The sequence below is a fragment of the Paraburkholderia sp. MM5482-R2 genome (assembly GCF_050436125.1).
GTDB lineage: Bacteria > Pseudomonadota > Gammaproteobacteria > Burkholderiales > Burkholderiaceae > Paraburkholderia > Paraburkholderia tuberum.
This window is the reverse complement of record NZ_JBNDLP010000001.1, coordinates 246,423-263,244: the sequence shown is the minus strand read 5'-3', so window position 1 is coordinate 263,244 and position 16,822 is coordinate 246,423. Positions and strand designations below refer to the sequence as shown.

16 protein-coding genes and 1 pseudogene are annotated in these 16,822 nt (G+C 57.4%); 16 read left to right on the top strand and 1 reads right to left on the bottom strand.

All coding sequences use genetic code 11. From position 1 onward, the window contains the following. The first annotated feature begins 79 nt into the window (after window positions 1-79). The 16 genes from OKW37_RS01145 (at window position 80) to OKW37_RS01070 (ending at window position 15,981) form a co-directional block, all read left to right on the top strand. Window positions 80-478: a MarR family winged helix-turn-helix transcriptional regulator gene (locus OKW37_RS01145; RefSeq protein WP_429401521.1), complete on the top strand. Its 399-nt coding sequence runs from the start codon at window positions 80-82 to the stop codon at window positions 476-478. Continuing rightward, window positions 479-1,705 (top strand): NAD(P)/FAD-dependent oxidoreductase, encoded by a 1,227-nt coding sequence (locus OKW37_RS01140; protein ID WP_090812316.1) that lies wholly within the window; start codon window positions 479-481, stop codon window positions 1,703-1,705. A gap of 10 nt (window positions 1,706-1,715) precedes the next feature. Then, window positions 1,716-2,045 (top strand): non-heme iron oxygenase ferredoxin subunit, encoded by a 330-nt coding sequence (locus OKW37_RS01135; RefSeq protein ID WP_090812317.1) that lies wholly within the window; start codon window positions 1,716-1,718, stop codon window positions 2,043-2,045. Next, entirely contained in the window at window positions 2,042-3,505 is a 1,464-nt protein-coding gene (locus OKW37_RS01130) for an aldehyde dehydrogenase family protein (RefSeq protein ID WP_090812318.1), read from the top strand. The genes OKW37_RS01135 and OKW37_RS01130 overlap by 4 nt, the downstream gene beginning before the upstream one ends. A gap of 11 nt (window positions 3,506-3,516) precedes the next feature. Further along, window positions 3,517-3,975: an aromatic-ring-hydroxylating dioxygenase subunit beta gene (locus OKW37_RS01125; RefSeq protein ID WP_167368842.1), complete on the top strand. Its 459-nt coding sequence runs from the start codon at window positions 3,517-3,519 to the stop codon at window positions 3,973-3,975. 11 nt (window positions 3,976-3,986) lie between these two features. After that, a complete protein-coding gene (locus OKW37_RS01120) occupies window positions 3,987-5,222 on the top strand; it encodes an aromatic ring-hydroxylating oxygenase subunit alpha (protein WP_090812320.1) in 1,236 nt (411 codons plus the stop codon). A 110-nt stretch (window positions 5,223-5,332) separates the two neighbouring features. Further along, window positions 5,333-6,505 carry an ABC transporter substrate-binding protein gene (locus OKW37_RS01115; RefSeq protein ID WP_090812614.1) on the top strand — a complete coding sequence of 391 codons (1,173 nt, stop codon included), beginning with the start codon at window positions 5,333-5,335 and terminating at the stop codon, window positions 6,503-6,505. Continuing rightward, window positions 6,490-8,223 (top strand): UbiD family decarboxylase, encoded by a 1,734-nt coding sequence (locus tag OKW37_RS01110; RefSeq protein ID WP_429401517.1) that lies wholly within the window; start codon window positions 6,490-6,492, stop codon window positions 8,221-8,223. The genes OKW37_RS01115 and OKW37_RS01110 overlap by 16 nt, the downstream gene beginning before the upstream one ends. Further along, window positions 8,220-8,801 (top strand): UbiX family flavin prenyltransferase, encoded by a 582-nt coding sequence (locus OKW37_RS01105; protein ID WP_429401515.1) that lies wholly within the window; start codon window positions 8,220-8,222, stop codon window positions 8,799-8,801. The genes OKW37_RS01110 and OKW37_RS01105 overlap by 4 nt, the downstream gene beginning before the upstream one ends. 53 nt (window positions 8,802-8,854) lie before the next feature. Further along, entirely contained in the window at window positions 8,855-10,072 is a 1,218-nt protein-coding gene (locus OKW37_RS01100) for an MFS transporter (RefSeq protein ID WP_429401513.1), read from the top strand. Between the two features lie 74 nt (window positions 10,073-10,146). Beyond that, window positions 10,147-11,067 carry a branched-chain amino acid ABC transporter permease gene (locus tag OKW37_RS01095; protein WP_090812324.1) on the top strand — a complete coding sequence of 307 codons (921 nt, stop codon included), beginning with the start codon at window positions 10,147-10,149 and terminating at the stop codon, window positions 11,065-11,067. After that, complete coding sequence (locus tag OKW37_RS01090; protein ID WP_090812325.1) at window positions 11,060-12,049, top strand: branched-chain amino acid ABC transporter permease; 990 nt, start codon at window positions 11,060-11,062, stop codon at window positions 12,047-12,049. The genes OKW37_RS01095 and OKW37_RS01090 overlap by 8 nt, the downstream gene beginning before the upstream one ends. Beyond that, window positions 12,046-12,801, top strand: a complete 756-nt coding sequence (locus OKW37_RS01085; RefSeq protein WP_090812326.1) for an ABC transporter ATP-binding protein — start codon at window positions 12,046-12,048, stop codon at window positions 12,799-12,801. The genes OKW37_RS01090 and OKW37_RS01085 overlap by 4 nt, the downstream gene beginning before the upstream one ends. Beyond that, on the top strand, window positions 12,801-13,502 hold the full coding sequence (locus tag OKW37_RS01080; protein WP_090812327.1) for an ABC transporter ATP-binding protein: 702 nt from the start codon (window positions 12,801-12,803) through the stop codon (window positions 13,500-13,502). Before OKW37_RS01085 ends, OKW37_RS01080 begins: the two co-directional genes overlap by 1 nt. 40 nt (window positions 13,503-13,542) lie before the next feature. Next, the gene (locus tag OKW37_RS01075) at window positions 13,543-14,511 is read left to right on the top strand and encodes a dihydrodipicolinate synthase family protein (protein WP_208524353.1); all 969 of its coding nucleotides are present in this window, start codon (window positions 13,543-13,545) and stop codon (window positions 14,509-14,511) included. 324 nt (window positions 14,512-14,835) lie between these two features. Next, window positions 14,836-15,981, top strand: a complete 1,146-nt coding sequence (locus OKW37_RS01070; RefSeq protein WP_090812329.1) for a porin — start codon at window positions 14,836-14,838, stop codon at window positions 15,979-15,981. A 139-nt stretch (window positions 15,982-16,120) separates the two neighbouring features. On the opposite strand, the pseudogene OKW37_RS01065 reads toward OKW37_RS01070, so the two are convergent. Beyond that, a pseudogene (locus tag OKW37_RS01065) lies at window positions 16,121-16,555 on the bottom strand (integrase core domain-containing protein); the annotation flags it as partial. Between the last annotated feature and the right edge of the window lie 267 nt (window positions 16,556-16,822).

Sequence of the window (16,822 nt, the reverse complement as noted above, 5' to 3'; positions counted from 1 at the left end):
CACAAAGCCTGGGGCACTCATTCGTCGACTTCAGCAAGTCGCGGTACGTCTGTTTGCAGAGGAGACGAAGCCCCACAACATGACGTCGATCCAATTGGGTGCGCTTCAGATTATCGCTGATATGCCCGGTATCGACCAAATCTCGCTATCACAGGCAACCGACGTAGATCGCACCAGCATCATGCGTGTGATCGAGCGTCTTAAATCGGAAGGCCTTGTAACGAAAGAGGCGAATGCCGAGGATCGGCGAGTCAGCAGTATTTCCATTACGGATGCTGGTCGAGAGCGGATCGACCAATTGATTGAAGGAGCAGATGCTTCGCAGGCATGCCTGCTGGCCCCGCTGACGCCGAATGAACGTCAGGAATTCATGCGGATGATGATGAAGCTCGTACTCGCACATTCAGCAACCGGAAATCCCGCTGTTCGGGATCTTGCGATTGAAGCGAAGCAACTGTATCTGAAAGCAGGGCTTTGAATGAGTACTTCGAAATCACACGTCGTCGTAGTGGGCGCAGGCCAGGCGGGCGCCGGCGTTGCAATGGCATTGCGCAACAATGGATTTGATGGCGCGATAACGCTGATCGGCGATGAAGCGCATCCGCCCTACGAGCGACCACCCCTGTCGAAAGACGTTCTCCAAGGCCGGACAGCAGTCGAAAAGACGTGGATTCAGCCTATTTCCGCTTTCAATGAAAAGGAAATTGAAGTCCGCCTCGACATCCGGGTAACCGCGATTGACGCCGAACGTCGGGCGCTGACTTTGTCGGACCGAAGCCAGATCAGTTACGACAAACTCGTTCTAGCCACGGGTGCGCGGCCCCGCATGCTGACGCTCCCGGGCACAAACAATGAGCGGATTCACGTCCTGCGCACCATCGACGACGCCCTACGCCTATCCGAACAGATGCGCACGGCTAAAAGCATTGCGGTCGTTGGAGGCGGTTTCATTGGACTGGAAGTTGCGGCCTCAGCCCGGGCAATGGGTGTCGCCGTCACCGTTCTGGAAGCCGCGCCCCGTCTGATGGAACGTTCGCTTCCGGAATCCGTCGCGACGTTCCTGGCTGATGTTCACAAGGAAAACGGCGTCGCTATCGTGACCCACGCACGCTTGCGTGGATTTGAACAGTCTGAAGGCGGAGTGCGAGTACTGCTCGACGCCGATGAGTTTCTGGACGTCGATTGCGTAGTTATGGGTGTCGGCGCAATTCCCAATACGGAAATTGCTGAAGGCTGTGGGCTCGTAGTTCAAGACGGTATCGTGGTCGATGAATACGGTCGCACCAGCCACCCGGATATTTACGCTGCGGGCGACGTCACCCGGCACTTCAATCCGCTGCTTGATCGTCATATCCGGCTCGAGTCGTGGCAAAACGCACAAAATCAGGCGATCGCTGTGGCGAAGGCTATCGCGGGCGAGCCCGAGGCATATGCCGAAGTTGCATGGCTGTGGAGCGATCAATACCACCTGAATATCCAAACGGCCGGCAATCCGGGCGACTGGAACGATTTTGTCTGGCGCGGAAAACCGGAAGACGGCAAGTTCACTGTGCTCGCGCTCGCGGACCGAAGAATCATTGGAGCGATCTGCATCAATAACGGGCGGGATATGCGATACGCCCGTCAGATGATCACCAATCGCGTGATCGTCGATCGAGAGAAATTGGCCGATCCGGCCACGACACTCCAGTCCTTATCACGTTAAGCGAATCAATATGAGTGACATCACCAATGAGTTGGTAGCCCGTTCCGAGGAAATCGAGGAAGGAGGCATGCAGGGTTTCACCGTGCAAGGGCGTCAGATCGCCATCTATCGCGTTGACGGTCAACTCTACGCAACGGACAACATCTGTACGCACGGTCACGCGCTGATGACCGACGGTTATCTCGAAGACCGCGTAATCGAATGTCCGCTGCACGGCGGACGTTTTGACGTTGCCACCGGAGAAGGCCTGGGCGCCCCGATTACCTGCGCTCTGGCATGCCACATGGTGGAGGAGTCCGATGGCCAAATCCGCATTACTCTGAACGGAGACAACGCATGAGCGCGACGACTGGATTTGAATTGCCGACCAGGCGGGGGCTGTTCTTTGGTGGTGAGTGGCACGCGCCGCTCGGTGGTTCTGAAATGACGGTGAATCCGGCCACGCAGGAAAGCCTTGGCCCGGTCGCGGTCGCTAACAAGGAAGACGTCGATCTGGCGGTCAAGGCGGCACATGAAGCATTCAAGTCGTGGCGTCTGGTCAAGCCGATCGAGCGCGCCCGGCTGCTGCGCGAACTGGCTGCAAAGGTCAGGGATCGCGCTGACGAATTCGCATGGCTCGACTCGCTCAATTGCGGCAACCCGATCAAGGAAATGGCGCGCGATGCAGTGATCGCTGCGGCACAGATCGAGTACTTCGCCGGGCTTGTGCACGAAACGAAGGGCGACACGGTACCGATGGGCGACGGCGTACTGAACTACACGCTGCGTGAGCCGCTCGGCGTCGTCGCGCGCATCGTGGCTTATAACCATCCGCTGATGTTCCTCGCCAGCAAGTTGGCACCCGTGGTGGCAGCAGGCAACACCGTGATCTTGAAGCCACCTGCTCAGGCGCCGCTGTCGGGCTACCTGCTGGCCGAACTCGTTTCCGAAGTGTTCCCTCCGGGCGTCATCAATATCATCAGCGGCGACCGTGAGTGCGGTGAAGCGCTGGTCGCGCACCCGCTGGTTCGCAAGGCGGCTCTCATCGGCTCAACCGCCACCGGCGCCGCGATCCTCAAGGGCGCGGCCGACAAAATCATGCCGGTGACGCTTGAACTCGGCGGTAAGAACCCGCTCGTGATTTGCGGCGACGCAGATCTCGACAAGGCAATCCAGGGCGCAGTGTCCGGCATGAACTTCCTGTGGGCCGGTCAATCGTGCGGCTCGACGTCGCGTCTGTTCGTTCATCGCAGTGTCTACGAACGCGTGTTGTCGTCGATGAAGCGTCTGATCGCCGAGCAGCACAAGTGCGGCATGCCCACGGACCCGGAAACGACAATGGGCTGCCTGATCTCGAAGCCGCAATTCGACAAGGTCATGGGCTTCATCGAGTCGGCCAGGGCAGAAGGTGCACGTCTGATCTGCGGTGGCGGCCCCCCGGATGATCCCGCGCTCGCAAAGGGCTGGTTCGTGGAGCCGACGGTGTTCGCCGACGTGACGCCTGAAATGCGTCTATTCCGCGAAGAAGTATTTGGGCCAGTGCTGGCAGTGATTCCATGGGATGACGAAGAAACGCTGCTCGAACAGATCAACTCGGTTGAATACGGCCTGACGGCTTCGATCTGGACGAAGGATCTGGCGCGGGCGCACCGTCTGGCCGGCCGCGTTGAATCCGGATTCGTCTGGATCAATTACGTTAGCTCGCACTTCATCGGTGCCGAATTCGGCGGCTACAAGAAATCCGGTATGGGCAGGGAAGAAGGGTTGTCGGAACTCCTGTCCTATACCCAGACCAAGAACGTGCACGTTTCGCTGACCTGATGAGCGACTTCATGATCGAAAAAGTTGATGATCTTTACGCCCAGCATGCCGAAATCATTTGTGATGACCGGCTCGAACAATGGCCGGAATTGTATGCCGACGAATGCGTCTACAAAATCATTTCGCGCGTCAACTACGAGCGTTCGCTGCCGGTCGGTGTGATCTTCGCCGAGAGCAAGGGAGCACTGATCGATCGGGTCACGGCCATTCGCAACACGATGGTGTTTTCCCCGCGCTACTTGACGCACCTGATTGGTAGCGTACGAATCGTCGGCGAAAAGGAGGGCGTGCTGGATACCCGCAGCCAGTTCGCGGTGTACCAGACCCTGGTGGACGGCACTCCCGAATTGCAACTGCTGGGCCGCACGTTTGACCAGATCGACGCGAGCGGCGAGGCCTTGAAATTCAAGAGCCGCTTTGTTGTATTCGATAACGAACTGGTGCCCGGTTCGGTTGTGTACCCGGTGTAAGGAGAATTCAAATGAGTAACTCCCGCCAATGGCCTACTGAGGACTGCACGCGCGTCCCGAATTGGGTCTACTCCGATCCCGAGAACTATCAGGAAGAACTCGAAAAGATCTTCTACGGTCCGTTCTGGAGCTTCATCGGCCTCGAATGCGAGATTCCTGACGCCGGCGACATCAAGCGTTCCACGGTCGGCGAGCGCTCGGTGCTGATGACGCGTGACCAGGAGGGTGGTGTCAACGTCGTGCTCAACAGTTGCGCTCACCGAGCCGCAGAAGTCGTTCAGAAGAAATTCGACAACGACACTGCCCTCATGTGCCCGTATCACCAATGGACGTATGACCTGAAGGGAAACCTCACGGGCGTTCCTTTCCGTCGCGGACAAAAGGGCGCCGGCGGCTATCCGAAAGAGTTCGATCTGAAGCAACACGGCCTGCGCAAACTGCGTGTCGAGATCGTCAACGGTGCGGTGTTTGCCACCTTCGATGAGCGGGCACTGCCGCTGAAGGAATACCTGGGCGAAGACGTCTACGCGCGCTTGACCCGTGTGTTCGATGGCCGGAAACTCAAGGTCATTGGCTATCAGCGTCAGCGCATCAAGGCGAACTGGAAACTTTATCCGGAGAACCTGAAAGACTCGTATCACGCGACGCTCCTGCACGTATTTCTCATCAGCTTCGGTCTCTATCGCATGGACCAGGATGGCCTCCTGCTCCACGACGAACGCACGCGTGCGAACAACGTCGTTGCATCGACGGCGACGGCGCGTGACAAGTTGACCGGTCAGCAAGAGATGATTTCGTTCAAGGACGGCTATCAACTGAACGATATGCGTCCCGTGACGCCGGTCAAAGAGTTCGACGACGACATCACGATCCAGAACCTCACGATGTTCCCCGCGCTAACCGTGCAGCAGCAACAGAATCTCCTTCAAACACGCAACGTGCTGCCGATGGGCCCCAACGAGTTCGAACTCGCATGGACGTTCTTCGGCTACGAAGACGACACGGAAGAGATGACGCTTCGCCGCACGCGGCTGGCGAACCTTACGGGCTCCGCTGGCTATATCTCGGTGGATGACACGGAGGTCTTCGAGTTTTCGCGTAACGGCATGCTTCCCAACAACGACCGCGACTGCGTACTGGAGATGGGTGGCTACACCACCGAGACGCCGACGAAGGGCGATATGGTCTCCGAAGCAGCGATCCGTGGCTTCTATGAGTTCTATCGCAAGATCATGTACTCGGCGTAAGACCTCGTTTGGTCAATGCGAATCGGGTAAATGCCGATCAGTGTCACGTTGACACCTGGCAGTGGTGACGAAACAATCGTTATCCTAAGTAAAGGAGTGAAGTCTTGAAAATGCTGCGTACAGTTTCGGCGTTAGCTTTTTCCGTCGTGGCATTCGCTTCTCAGCAAGCGATGTCCGAACAAGCTCCGATCAAGATCGGGTTTGAAGCGGAGTTGTCGGGTCCGCAAGCGACGTTGGGTGAAGATCAATACGCCGGCTTCATGTTGCGCGTTCTGATGAACGGCGGAAAACTGGGCGGCGTTCCCGTTCAGGTTATCCGGGAGGATAGCCAGCTCAAGCCCGAGGTGGCAGCACAGGTCACGCAAAAACTGATCGAAAAGGACAACGTGCCCATTATCACGGGCCTGACGTTTTCGCCGATGGCAGCTGCGGCAGTGAGGGTCGCCACGCCGCACAAGGTCTTTGTCGTCATCTCGAACGGAACGACGAACCCGATGGCAGGCGCGGAGTGCTCGCCGTACCAGTTCGTCACCTCGTGGCAACCGGAACTGCTGAGCGCGACGCTCGCCAAGTATGCGAACGACAAGGGCTATAAGCGCATCAGCCTGATGGCGCCGAACTACGTTTCGGGAAAGAATTTCCTGGCGACGTTCAAGCATGTCTTCAAGGGTCAAGTGCCGGACGAGATCTACACGCCGCTCTCGCAGCAGGATTTCTCGGCTGAAATCCTCCAGGTATCAGCGTCGAAACCCGATGCGGTATTCGTTTTCTACCCAGGCGGATTGGGCATCAACTTCGTGCGTCAGTATCAACAAGCCGGTTTGGGCAAGACGACTCCGCTGCTCGCACTGGGCGCTGTCGATGGCAACAACCTGACGGCTCTGAAGGATGCAGCGTTAGGCGCGGTGACGAGCGGTGCATGGTCGCCGGATCTCGATAACGCAGCGAACAGGGAATTCGTCGCTGCCTTCGAGAAGCAGTATCACCGGGAACCGACGATGTTCGCTGCGCAAAGCTATGACGCAGCACAGCTGATCGACTCGGCCATTGCCAAGGTCAAGGGCAATATGGACGACAAGGAAGCGTTGGGCGCCGCACTGAAGCAGGCGAAGTTCGCGACCATTCGCGGCCACTTCTCGTTCGCGAAAAACCACTTCCCGAATGAAGATTACGACGTCCTGGAAGCCGTTAAGGACGGTAAGGGTGGTGTCACCCTCAAGTTGATCGCAGCGCCGATGCACGATCCGTCCGATCCTTTTGTCAGCGCTTGCGCGCTGAAGTAAGCCTCGACAGGTCAGCCTCCTTATCGGCTGACCTTCACCTGGAAATTTGGGAATCTACAATGTCTGATACGCCTACGCAGGAACGGAAAGATAATCCGCAGGATCTCCGTACCTATCTCGAAAAACTTGAACGGGCCGGCAAGTTGTTCCGAATCAGCCGTCCGATCTGCAAGGAGACGGAACTGATGCCACTGGTGAAGTGGCAGTTCCGGGGTCTGCCGGAATCGGAGCGACGCGGCTTTCTGTTCGAACACGTTGTCGATGCCAAGGGCAACAAGGTCAATGGCGGCGCCGCAGTAGGTATCTACGCGTCGTCGAAAGAAGTCTACGCCCTGGGTATGGGCTGCGACGTCAAGGACGTCAAACAACGCTGGCAGGAAGCACAGGCCGCACCGATCGCACCGCGAATCGTCGAATACGGTCCCGTGCAGGAAGAAGTGCACATGGGCGACGATCTGCTGGCGCATGGCGGTCTGGACGAGTTCGCAATTCCGATCTCTACGCCTGGCTTCGACGTCGGTCCCTACACGACGGCCTCGAATTGGGTCACAAAGGACCCGGAGACCGGCTGGCTGAACGTCGGCAACTACCGTGGCCAGATCAAGGGACCGGATCGCATGGGTGTGCTGCTCGGTCACCTGAATCACGGTTCGATCCACTGGCACGCCTACCGGAAGCTGGGCAAGGTCATGCCCGCCGCATTAGTTATCGGCGGCCCGCCTGCACTGACTTACGCGGCAGGCACCCGGTTGCCGTATGGCGTAGAGGAATACGCGGTCGCCGGTAGCCTGATCGGTGAGCCGCTCGATCTCGTGCGCTGCAAGACCGTCGATTTGCAGGTTCCGGCTAACGCCGAACTCGTCATCGAGGGCTACTTCCTCACGGACTGCATGGAGCCTGAGGCGCCGTTTGGCGAATACACCGGCTACATGGGCGAGCGCGAGTACAACGCGGTGTTCCAGGTGACGGCAATCACGCACCGCAGTAATCCGGTGTTTACGAACATCACGAGCCAGATGCCTCCTAGCGAGAGCAGCATGCTCAAGAAGGTCGGTCAGGACAATACGTATCTGTTCCACCTTCGCAATCACTGTGGCATCCCGCAGGTCGTGGACGTCGCCTTCCACCAGATCGCGCTGGATTACTGGTGTGTCGTCAAGATGAAGCCATGTGATCCTGCGGTGGCATGGCAAGCGCTCTATGCACTGCCGGGGCGCCACAATCACGTGGGCAAATTCGCAATCGCGGTTGACGAGGACATCGATCCGAACGACCTCGAATCCGTAATTTGGGCGATGTGCTATCGCACGCAGCCGCATAAGGACTTCGTGACCTTGCCTGAGCGATGCATGGGTCTCGATCCGTCTGCGGAACGTCGGTATGCGACCCGTGACGGTCATTCGAACGAGCTGCTCTACGGTTCGATGATGCTTGTCAACGCGATGCGCAAGAAGAACATGGCGCCGGTTTCGCTGCCCGCGCGTCCGTTCATGGAAAACGCGAAGGCAATCTGGGAAGAACTCGGATTGCCTTCGCTGACGCCGCGAATGCCCTGGTTCGGCTATGAGCTTGGCCTGCGCTCGGAACGTGATCGTGAAGAAGCACAGTGGGCCGTCGAGGGTAATTATCACAAGGTGGGTGAACGCGCGTTGGCCAAGCGTCTGCCGATCGGTGACGATGGTCGGCCCGATGAAAACGCCATTAAGGAAATGGAGTGAAACGGCGCATTATTATCGGAATCTCGGGAGCGTCGGGCGCCATTTACGGCATCCGCGCTTTGGAGGCTCTGCGCGAGAGCCCGGACGTCGAAAGCCATCTGGTTATGTCTCCTTCGGCGTCCCGTACCATCGCCGAAGAGACCAACTGGACGGTAAAGGATGTGAAGGCCCTCGCCAGTGTTGTCTACAACTACGCTGACATCGGGGATGCCATCGCCAGCGGTTCATTTCGCACCGCTGGGATGTTGGTCGCACCGTGCTCTATCAAGAGTCTATCAAGCATCGCCAACTGCTTTGGAGACAACCTGTTGACGCGCGCGGCTGATGTCTGCCTGAAGGAGCGGCGACCGCTCGTTCTGATGGTTCGGGAGACGCCTCTGCATGCTGGGCATATCGACATCATGCAAAGGGCTGCGAATAGCGGCGCGATCATAATGCCGCCCGTGCCTGCGTTCTACTCTCGTCCAGCAACGATAGACGAGATGGTGAATCACACCGTTGGTCGGGCGCTCGACCTGTTCGACATCGATACCGGTCTGATCAAACGATGGACAGGAAAATCTCAGAGCACGCAGTGACAACCCGGTTGCACACGAAACAAAAAAATTGATTCAATCAATGATGTGGAGACATGATGGTCGATCATCTAGGGCACGGCTCCAAGCCGAGAGTAGCAGGAGCAGCACAGACGTTCATTTTGATGGTCATAAGTTGTCTGCCGGTCCTGGGTGGGGTTCTGATTGCGCCGTCGCTTCCACGAATGGTGGAGAACTTTCAATATGTAGCGCATGTAGGGATGTGGGTGCGTTTCACCATGACAACGCCTGCGCTCATGATTGCTTTGCTTGGACCCGCTGCAGGATGGCTGGTAGAGAAGTTTGGGCGGCGTCCAATGATCGGCGTTACCCTTTTCTTCTATACGCTATTCGGCACAGCACCGCTGTACTTGGCCGATCTTCACTGGATTGTCGGCAGTCGTATTGCTCTCGGCGTGACCGAAGCGATGGCGATCACGATATGCACGGCTCTGATGTGCGACTACTACACGGGTGCCGCCCGCGAGCGCGTGTTCGCTTATCAAACGGCAATCAGTTCACTGGCCGCGTCGGCATTTTTTGTCTTCGGTGGTCTGCTTGGGAACCACGGCTGGCGCACTCCATTTTGGCTTTACATATGCGGTGTGATTCTGATCCCGATGGCACTCGCGCTTCTTTGGGAACCCGCGAGGCGACAGGAGGAGGCGCAGCCCGCCTGGAACACGGATTTCAAGTGGACTGGGATGCTGCCGAGTTATGCGCTGCTCTTTTTCGCAGCGATCTCCATGTTCGTCGCTGCTGTTGAACTCAGTTTCGTGCTCAAAAGCATCGGGACGGCAACGCCGGGCCAGATCGGCATGATCATGGGTGTCTCGCACCTCGCATTGGTTATCGGTGCGCTGTGTACGCGGTTCACCCGTCCGTTGGGCTCGAAGTTCTGCCTGGTCGCCAGCTTTTCGTTCATGGCCGTTGGCCTGATCGGAATCTCGGAGGCGCCGGTTATCGGTCTAGGATGGACGTTGGTAGCCGTTGTACTCCACTCTGCGGGCTGTGGGGTCGCAATTCCGTCCATCGCCGATATCGTGATGTCTAAACTTCCGGTCGAACGCCGCGCGAAGGGATCGGGCGGATACGTCTCCTGCGTGTTCTTCGGTGAATTCGCAGCCCCGATTATCGTGGCTATTATCAGCGCCAACACGGGGAGCAACCTGGTCGGAATCCGCGCCGTAGGCATCATTATCCTCATGATTGCGATCGGTCTTTTCCTGTCCTTCAAGCCGCGGAAATCGGTGACCCGAGCGACACCAGGATAAGTGTCGGGTGTGGGCTCCCAGGGGCGCACACCGTTGGTCCATTTGATAGTCGGAGAGCCGAACAGGGCAGCCCCATGTCGCCATCACTTGTGCTTTTGCAGTTACTCAACGGGTTACAGTTCGGCGTGTTACTTTTCCTGCTATCCGCCGGCCTGACACTCGTGCTGGGCATCATGAACTTCGTGAACCTGATGCACGGTTCGCTCTACATGCTCGGCGCGTATTTCGCGGCTGTTACGTTCAACGCTACCGGGTCCTTTGTCGAGGCTGCGGCGGCGGGTGTTTTCGGAACACTGGTCGTCGGTGTCATGCTCGAAACGGCGATCTTCCGCAAGCTGTACCTCCGCGATCACATGACGCATGTACTAGCCACGTTCGGCCTGATCCTGTTCTTTAACGAGCTCGTTAGCATCATCTGGGGATCAGGATCGATTGCCACGCAGGTTCCGGACTCGCTCGGCGGTGCAATTCGGATATTCGGAATTCCTTATCCGACGTATCGGTTCGCGATCCTCGTCGTTGGTCTTTTCGTGGCCGTCGGGCTATACATTTTCATTCATCGAACTCGCATCGGTATCCTGATTCGCGCGGGGGCATCCAACGCCACGATGATCGCAGCCTTGGGTATCAACATCCGGAGGTTGAACTGCGCAGTCGTCGCGATCGGTGCTGGCCTGGCCGGGCTCGCGGGCTTCATGAATGGCCCGTTATCGTCTGTTCAACCAGGAATGGGTGGTCCAATCCTGATCTTGACGCTGGTGGTCATCGTGACGGGCGGTATCGGTTCCATACGCGGGGCTTTTTACGGCGCGCTGATCGTCGGGCTGGTCGATACAGGAGGACGCGTGTTCCTGCCCGCTCTGCTTCGGGGTGTGATGCCGCACGCGAGTGCTCAGGTTGTCGGGGCGTCGCTGGCTTCCATTCTGATTTATCTCGTGATGGCGGCAGTCCTCGCATTGCGCCCGCAAGGTCTATTTCCGGTTAAGCATGGGTAAGAGAATCATTGTCACGCCACGGACGGCGGTCACCATCATCCTGTTGGCGGCATTCGCCCTCATTCCGTTGCTTTCGGGCGTGCTCGGGCAAAGTTATTACACGACGTTCGCCACGCGCATTCTGATCATGGCGATGGCCGCGAGCGGACTGAACCTGGCGCTCGGCTATGGCGGGATGATCAGTCTGGGTCATGCGCTGTACATGGGGATCGGGGCCTACGCTGTCGGCATCTGTGCATTTCACGGTATCGGTAGTGGCTGGACGCAATTGATGGTTGGATTGATCGTCGGTGGCGTGGTGGCCACCATCGTGGGATTGATCAGCCTGCGCACGTCAGGCATGGCGTTCATCATGATTACGCTGGCGTTCGCGCAAATGCTTTATTTCCTGATCATGACGCTAACGGACTACGGCGGAGACGACGGCTTGACGATCGAACATCGCAGTGCGTTTGGCGGACTGGACCTTGGGGGGAATACGGTACTTTATTACGTTGTGTTCGCCGCGTTCATCGCGATTCTTTTTTTCATGAACCGGATGATGAACGCCCGCTTCGGTCAGGCGGTACAGGGTTGCCGCTCGAACGAACGGCGGATGAAAGCATTGGGATTTGCGACGATTCAATACCGTCTGGCCGCGTACGTTTTGTCGGCATTGATCTGCGTCCTCGCCGGTTTCTTTCTGGCGAATCTGGTGCAGATTGCAGCGCCCTCATACGTCACCTGGACGGTTTCGGGCGAACTGATGGCCATGGTGGTCTTGGGCGGTCAGGCGACCATTATTGGGCCGTTCGTGGGGACTATCGTCATGTTGACGTTCGAGGAGGTATTTTCCAGCTCGAAGTTCGGTTTGCCGCATGACGTCGAACAGCTGCTCAATAACCACTGGATGGCGCTGCTCGGCGCGTTTATCGTGATTGTGACGATGACGGTTAAGCGCGGCATCTTTGGATCGATTCCCAACACCTGGGGGCGTGGATGAGCCCCTTGCTCGAGGTGAAAAATCTGGTCAAGCGCTTTCGCGGATTCGTCGCCACGAACAACGCAACGCTTGACGTGCTAGAGGGTGAGATCCATGCCCTGATCGGCCCGAACGGTGCGGGGAAATCGACGCTCATCAACCAATTGTCGGGCGAACTTGTGCCGGACGAAGGGCGCATTGTTTTCCGCGGGCAGGATGTGACGGCCGCGCCCACCCATCGCCGGGCGCAGATGGGGCTCGTGCGCTCCTATCAGATCACTTCCGTGTTCAACGATATGACGGCGCTCGAGAATGTCATGCTGGCGGTTCAGGGCCGTACGGGGCGGAATTTCGGAGTTTGGACGCCGACGCGCCGAGATCGAGATCTCATTGGCGAGGCGAGCGAAGCCCTCTTGCAGGTGGGATTGGAGACCGAAATGAACACGCCGGTTTCCGAAATGGCGCACGGCGCGCGGCGCCAGCTTGAATTGGCAATGGCACTTGCACTCAAGCCGCGCCTTATGCTTCTGGACGAGCCGCTTGCAGGTATGAGCCAAGTTGAATCGGAAGCAATGGTGGCGCTGCTGAAACGCTTTAAGAGCGACATCAGCATGCTGTTGATCGAGCATGACATGGATGCGGTGTTTGAACTCGCAGATCGCGTGACGGTTTTGGTTTCCGGGCAACCGATCGAGACCGGCACTCCGGATCAAATCAGGTGCAGCCAGACGGTGCAGGAAGCGTATCTGGGCGAACCGTCGGAGCTCATGTGATGCTGCAAATAAAGAATATCGCGGCGAGTTACGGCACGAGTCAGGTACTTTGGGATATATCGCTAGGGATCGCAGCTGGCGAGGTCGTGACACTGATTGGCCGTAATGGCATGGGGAAGTCCACCACCATCAAAACACTGATGGGACAACTGCCGATCAAGGGCGGGTCGATCTTATTTGATGGTCGAGAGATCTCGGGCATGGCGGATTACCGCATTGCTCAGGCGGGCATCGGATTGGTGCCGGAGGGACGCGGAATTTTTCCCAATCTGACCGTCAAGGAAAACCTGATCTGTGCGGCGACAAACCGTAGACAGGTGAATAACCCTTGGGTCCTGCATCGCGTGTACGAAAGGTTCCCCCGCCTGAAGGAGCGCGAAACGAATTTGGGCTCGAATCTCTCGGGCGGCGAGCAGCAGATGCTGGCAATCGGACGGGCACTCATGACGAACCCTCGTCTGCTTATTCTCGATGAGGCGACGGAAGGTCTGGCTCCGTTAATCCGGCGAGAAATCTGGCAATGCCTGGGCATGTTGAAGGACGAGGGTCAGGCAATGCTCGTGGTCGACAAGAATTTGGCGCCGCTGTCGAAATTGGCTGATCGTCACTATGTGATCGAAAAGGGACGCGTGGTCTGGACTGGAGATTCGGCTGCACTTGAGGCAGACGGTGACTGCGTTAGACAGTACGTTGGCTTGTAATTGGACTCAAGTTTTTTCTTGAGCAAACTCAGGAGTGGAAATGAGAATTACGGTTGAAGACATCGTTGGTGTGCTTGGGATTGTACCGACGCCTGCAACGCCGGACGCAGGCCGGTGGGATACGAAGAACAGCGTCAATCTCGACGAAACCGAGAAGATGATCAAACTGGTGACGGCGGCCGGCGTTGATATCTTGATGGCAAACGGCACGTTCGGCGAGGGGGCAACGCTGACGCGTGCGGAACATCTCGACTTCACGAAGTGCATCATCGAAACGAACGGCAAATCCCGGCCGTTTTTCGCTGGTGTTACGACGATGAATACACGTGACACTATCGCTCGTGGCCGTGAACTGATCGAGTTGGGCGCCGATGGCCTGTTTGTCGGCCGCCCGATGTGGCTGTCCGTCGATCAGAAGGACATCGTTCGCTACTACCAGGACATCGCTGAAGCGCTGCCTGGCGTTCCGCTCGTCGTGTACGACAACCCGATCGCGTTCAAGGCAAAGATCAGCCCCGAGGCCTACAAGGCTCTGGCGGAAATTCCGGAAGTTGTCGCGGCCAAGCACGTCGGTGGTCCCACGCTCGAACCCGACATGATCGCCGTCGGCGACAAGATGCGTATCTTGCCGCTGGCGCCGGAATGGTATCCGGTGGCGATCAAGCATCCCGAGCTCGCACGCGCGTGCTGGACGGGTGGCATTGCCTGTGCGCCGAGCCCCATCGTGGCAAACTCGCGTGCCGTTCTGGCAGGCAACTGGGAACGGGCGAAGGAAATCACCGCTAAATTGAAATGGGCGGAAGCACCGATGTTCCCGGGCGGCGACCTCGCGCGCTTCATGGACTACAGCATCCAGATCGGCCATCTGCGGTTCAAGGCGGCAGGCCTGATCGATCCGGGGCCATCGCGTCCTCCGTACCTCGAAATACCCCAGGAATATGTGGCGGGCGCAGTCGAGTGCGGTGAACGCTGGGCGCAGTTGGAAAGGGAGTTTCAGGCACAGCAGTGATAGAAGAGCCTCGTCAAATCGGGGCTTTTCCTGGCGCGTTATTCCGTGTAACAACTTTGATGCGTAGGGTCGCCAAGTAGTCCACGAGCAGTGGTCTTCCAAGCGCTCTTTAATCGAATCTACCGATATCAGATATTCATAACCAATATTTACGATCCGATTCGGTTTTAGTAATTAGGTCTGCAGAGTGATGGTGGAGGTGTGGGCGAGGTCCGGATTAATAATTGCGGGTAAACCGGGCGTTACGTTCGCACAAATCCTCCTGATAATTCGACTGGACGCGAAACGAAGAAACGCGTCTTCATAATAAAATTGGAGATTCCTATGAAGGTGAAGAAACTCGCTATCGGGGCGGCAATGCTGCTCTCCGTTACGGGAGCCTATGCAGAAAGTAGTGTCACGCTCTACGGCATCATGGATACGGGCATCGAGTTCTATAACCACGCCAAGACTGGTGGTTCGGTCTATGGCATGCCGGCACTGACGGGTGAATTGCCTTCGCGTTGGGGGCTGAAGGGTGTGGAGGATCTGGGCGGTGGCCTGAAGGCTGTGTTCAACCTCGAAAGCGGTTTCGCGCCGGGGACGGGCGGTCTGAACTACGGTGGGCGTCTGTTCGGTCGTCAGGCCAACGTCGGTCTTAGCAACCGGTTCGGCACAGTGCTGTTTGGACGTCAAAGCAACATGACGTATTACTCGGTCGTAAACGCCGATATCCTGGGACCGGCGCTGATCGGCCTGGCCAGTTTTGACCCATACCTGGCGAACGCACGTAGCGACAATGCGATTGGCTACATGGGCAAGTTCGGCAGCGTGACGATCGGCGCGACGTATAGCTTCGGTCGCGATTCGGCGACGGTGCCGGGCCCGGGTGGAACAGGCTGCGCTGGCCAGGTTCCGGGCAATTTCCAGGCCTGTAAGCAGGTCACCGCTATGGTGATGTATGACACCGCGAACTACGGCGCATCGGTGTCTTTCGATCAGATGCGCGGTGGGGCATCAACGGACTTCGGCCCGCTTGTGAGTAGCTCGGACAAAGACACGCACATCCAGGCTACGGCGTACTACAATTTCAGCCACGGGAAGTTCGCAGGTGGTTGGATACATCACAACGTGGACGTCGGTCGGTCGTACCACACGGATCTGTACTTCCTGAACGGTACCTATTTGCCTACGCCGTTCCTGGCACTCGATCTCGTCGGCGCGCATTTTAATGTGAGCAACCCGTCGAATATCGGCGGCGTGATCGAGAACGGTTCGATCGTCCCGGGTAGCGTAGCGCCGGCGACGTCGAATTCGACCATGATTACGGCTCGTGCAACGTACTTCCTGTCGAAGCGTACCTCGGTGTACGGTATGCTCGGGTATATGATCAACAGCCGAAATGGTGCAGTGGCGCTTACGGGTGGCGGTACGGTCCAAACGGGCGCGAACCAGACGGGTGGCATGGTCGGCATCCAGCACAAGTTCTAACGCTCTAAGCGGGCAATAAAAAGAAAAAAAGCCTCCAGAGCGAACCGCACCTCAAACTTGGACACCGATCCAACCTTTGGGGTGTTTTCTGAACCGCTTTGGGTTTCCTGGTCAGGTTGAGGTGTTAGTGTCTGGCCTTTCATGAGTCTTCGGCCGCAGGCCGAAGACTATATTGCCAGGCGGGAAACTCGCCCGGTGTTAAATCGTTGAGGGACAAGTCAGCTCGGGTCTCATTGGAGTCCCGCCGCTATGCCTCGATCTCGCGTTTTGCTTCAGCCATAGATCCGAACCAGTGCAGGTTGAGGTAATCGTCCCGGAATGAGCCGTTGAACGTCCCGATGAAGTTGTTATCCGCCGGCTTGCCCAAACGGCTGAAGTCGATCTGTAACTTGTAGTGGTACGCGAGCATATTCAGCAGGCGACGAGAGAACTCGCTGCCGTTATTGGCAAACAGGAAACGTAGCGCACGACGTAGCGCCGCCAGCCGGTTCAGTACCGAGACAACGTCGTCTGCACGCAGACGATGTCCAACCTCAATGGCGAGCGCCTCACGGTTGAAGACGTCCACGACGTCAAAGCGCGGACGCGTCCCATTGCTTGAGTGCAGCCACGTTCTGCTCCACCGAATACCGTTCGCGTTTAATCGCCAATCCTCCCGTGTCATTGCGAAAATTGCTCCGGAACTGGTCCTGCTCGGGATCGTGCCGTTGGCGGCCGATCGGTTCGCACGGAGTCTGGCAGGATTCGAGTTTTAAGCCACTTTGACGGCAGAACGCCGGGAATCTTCCAACGCTTAATATAACTTGGCTATGATATAGCTGTTTCTAACGCCGGATTGAGT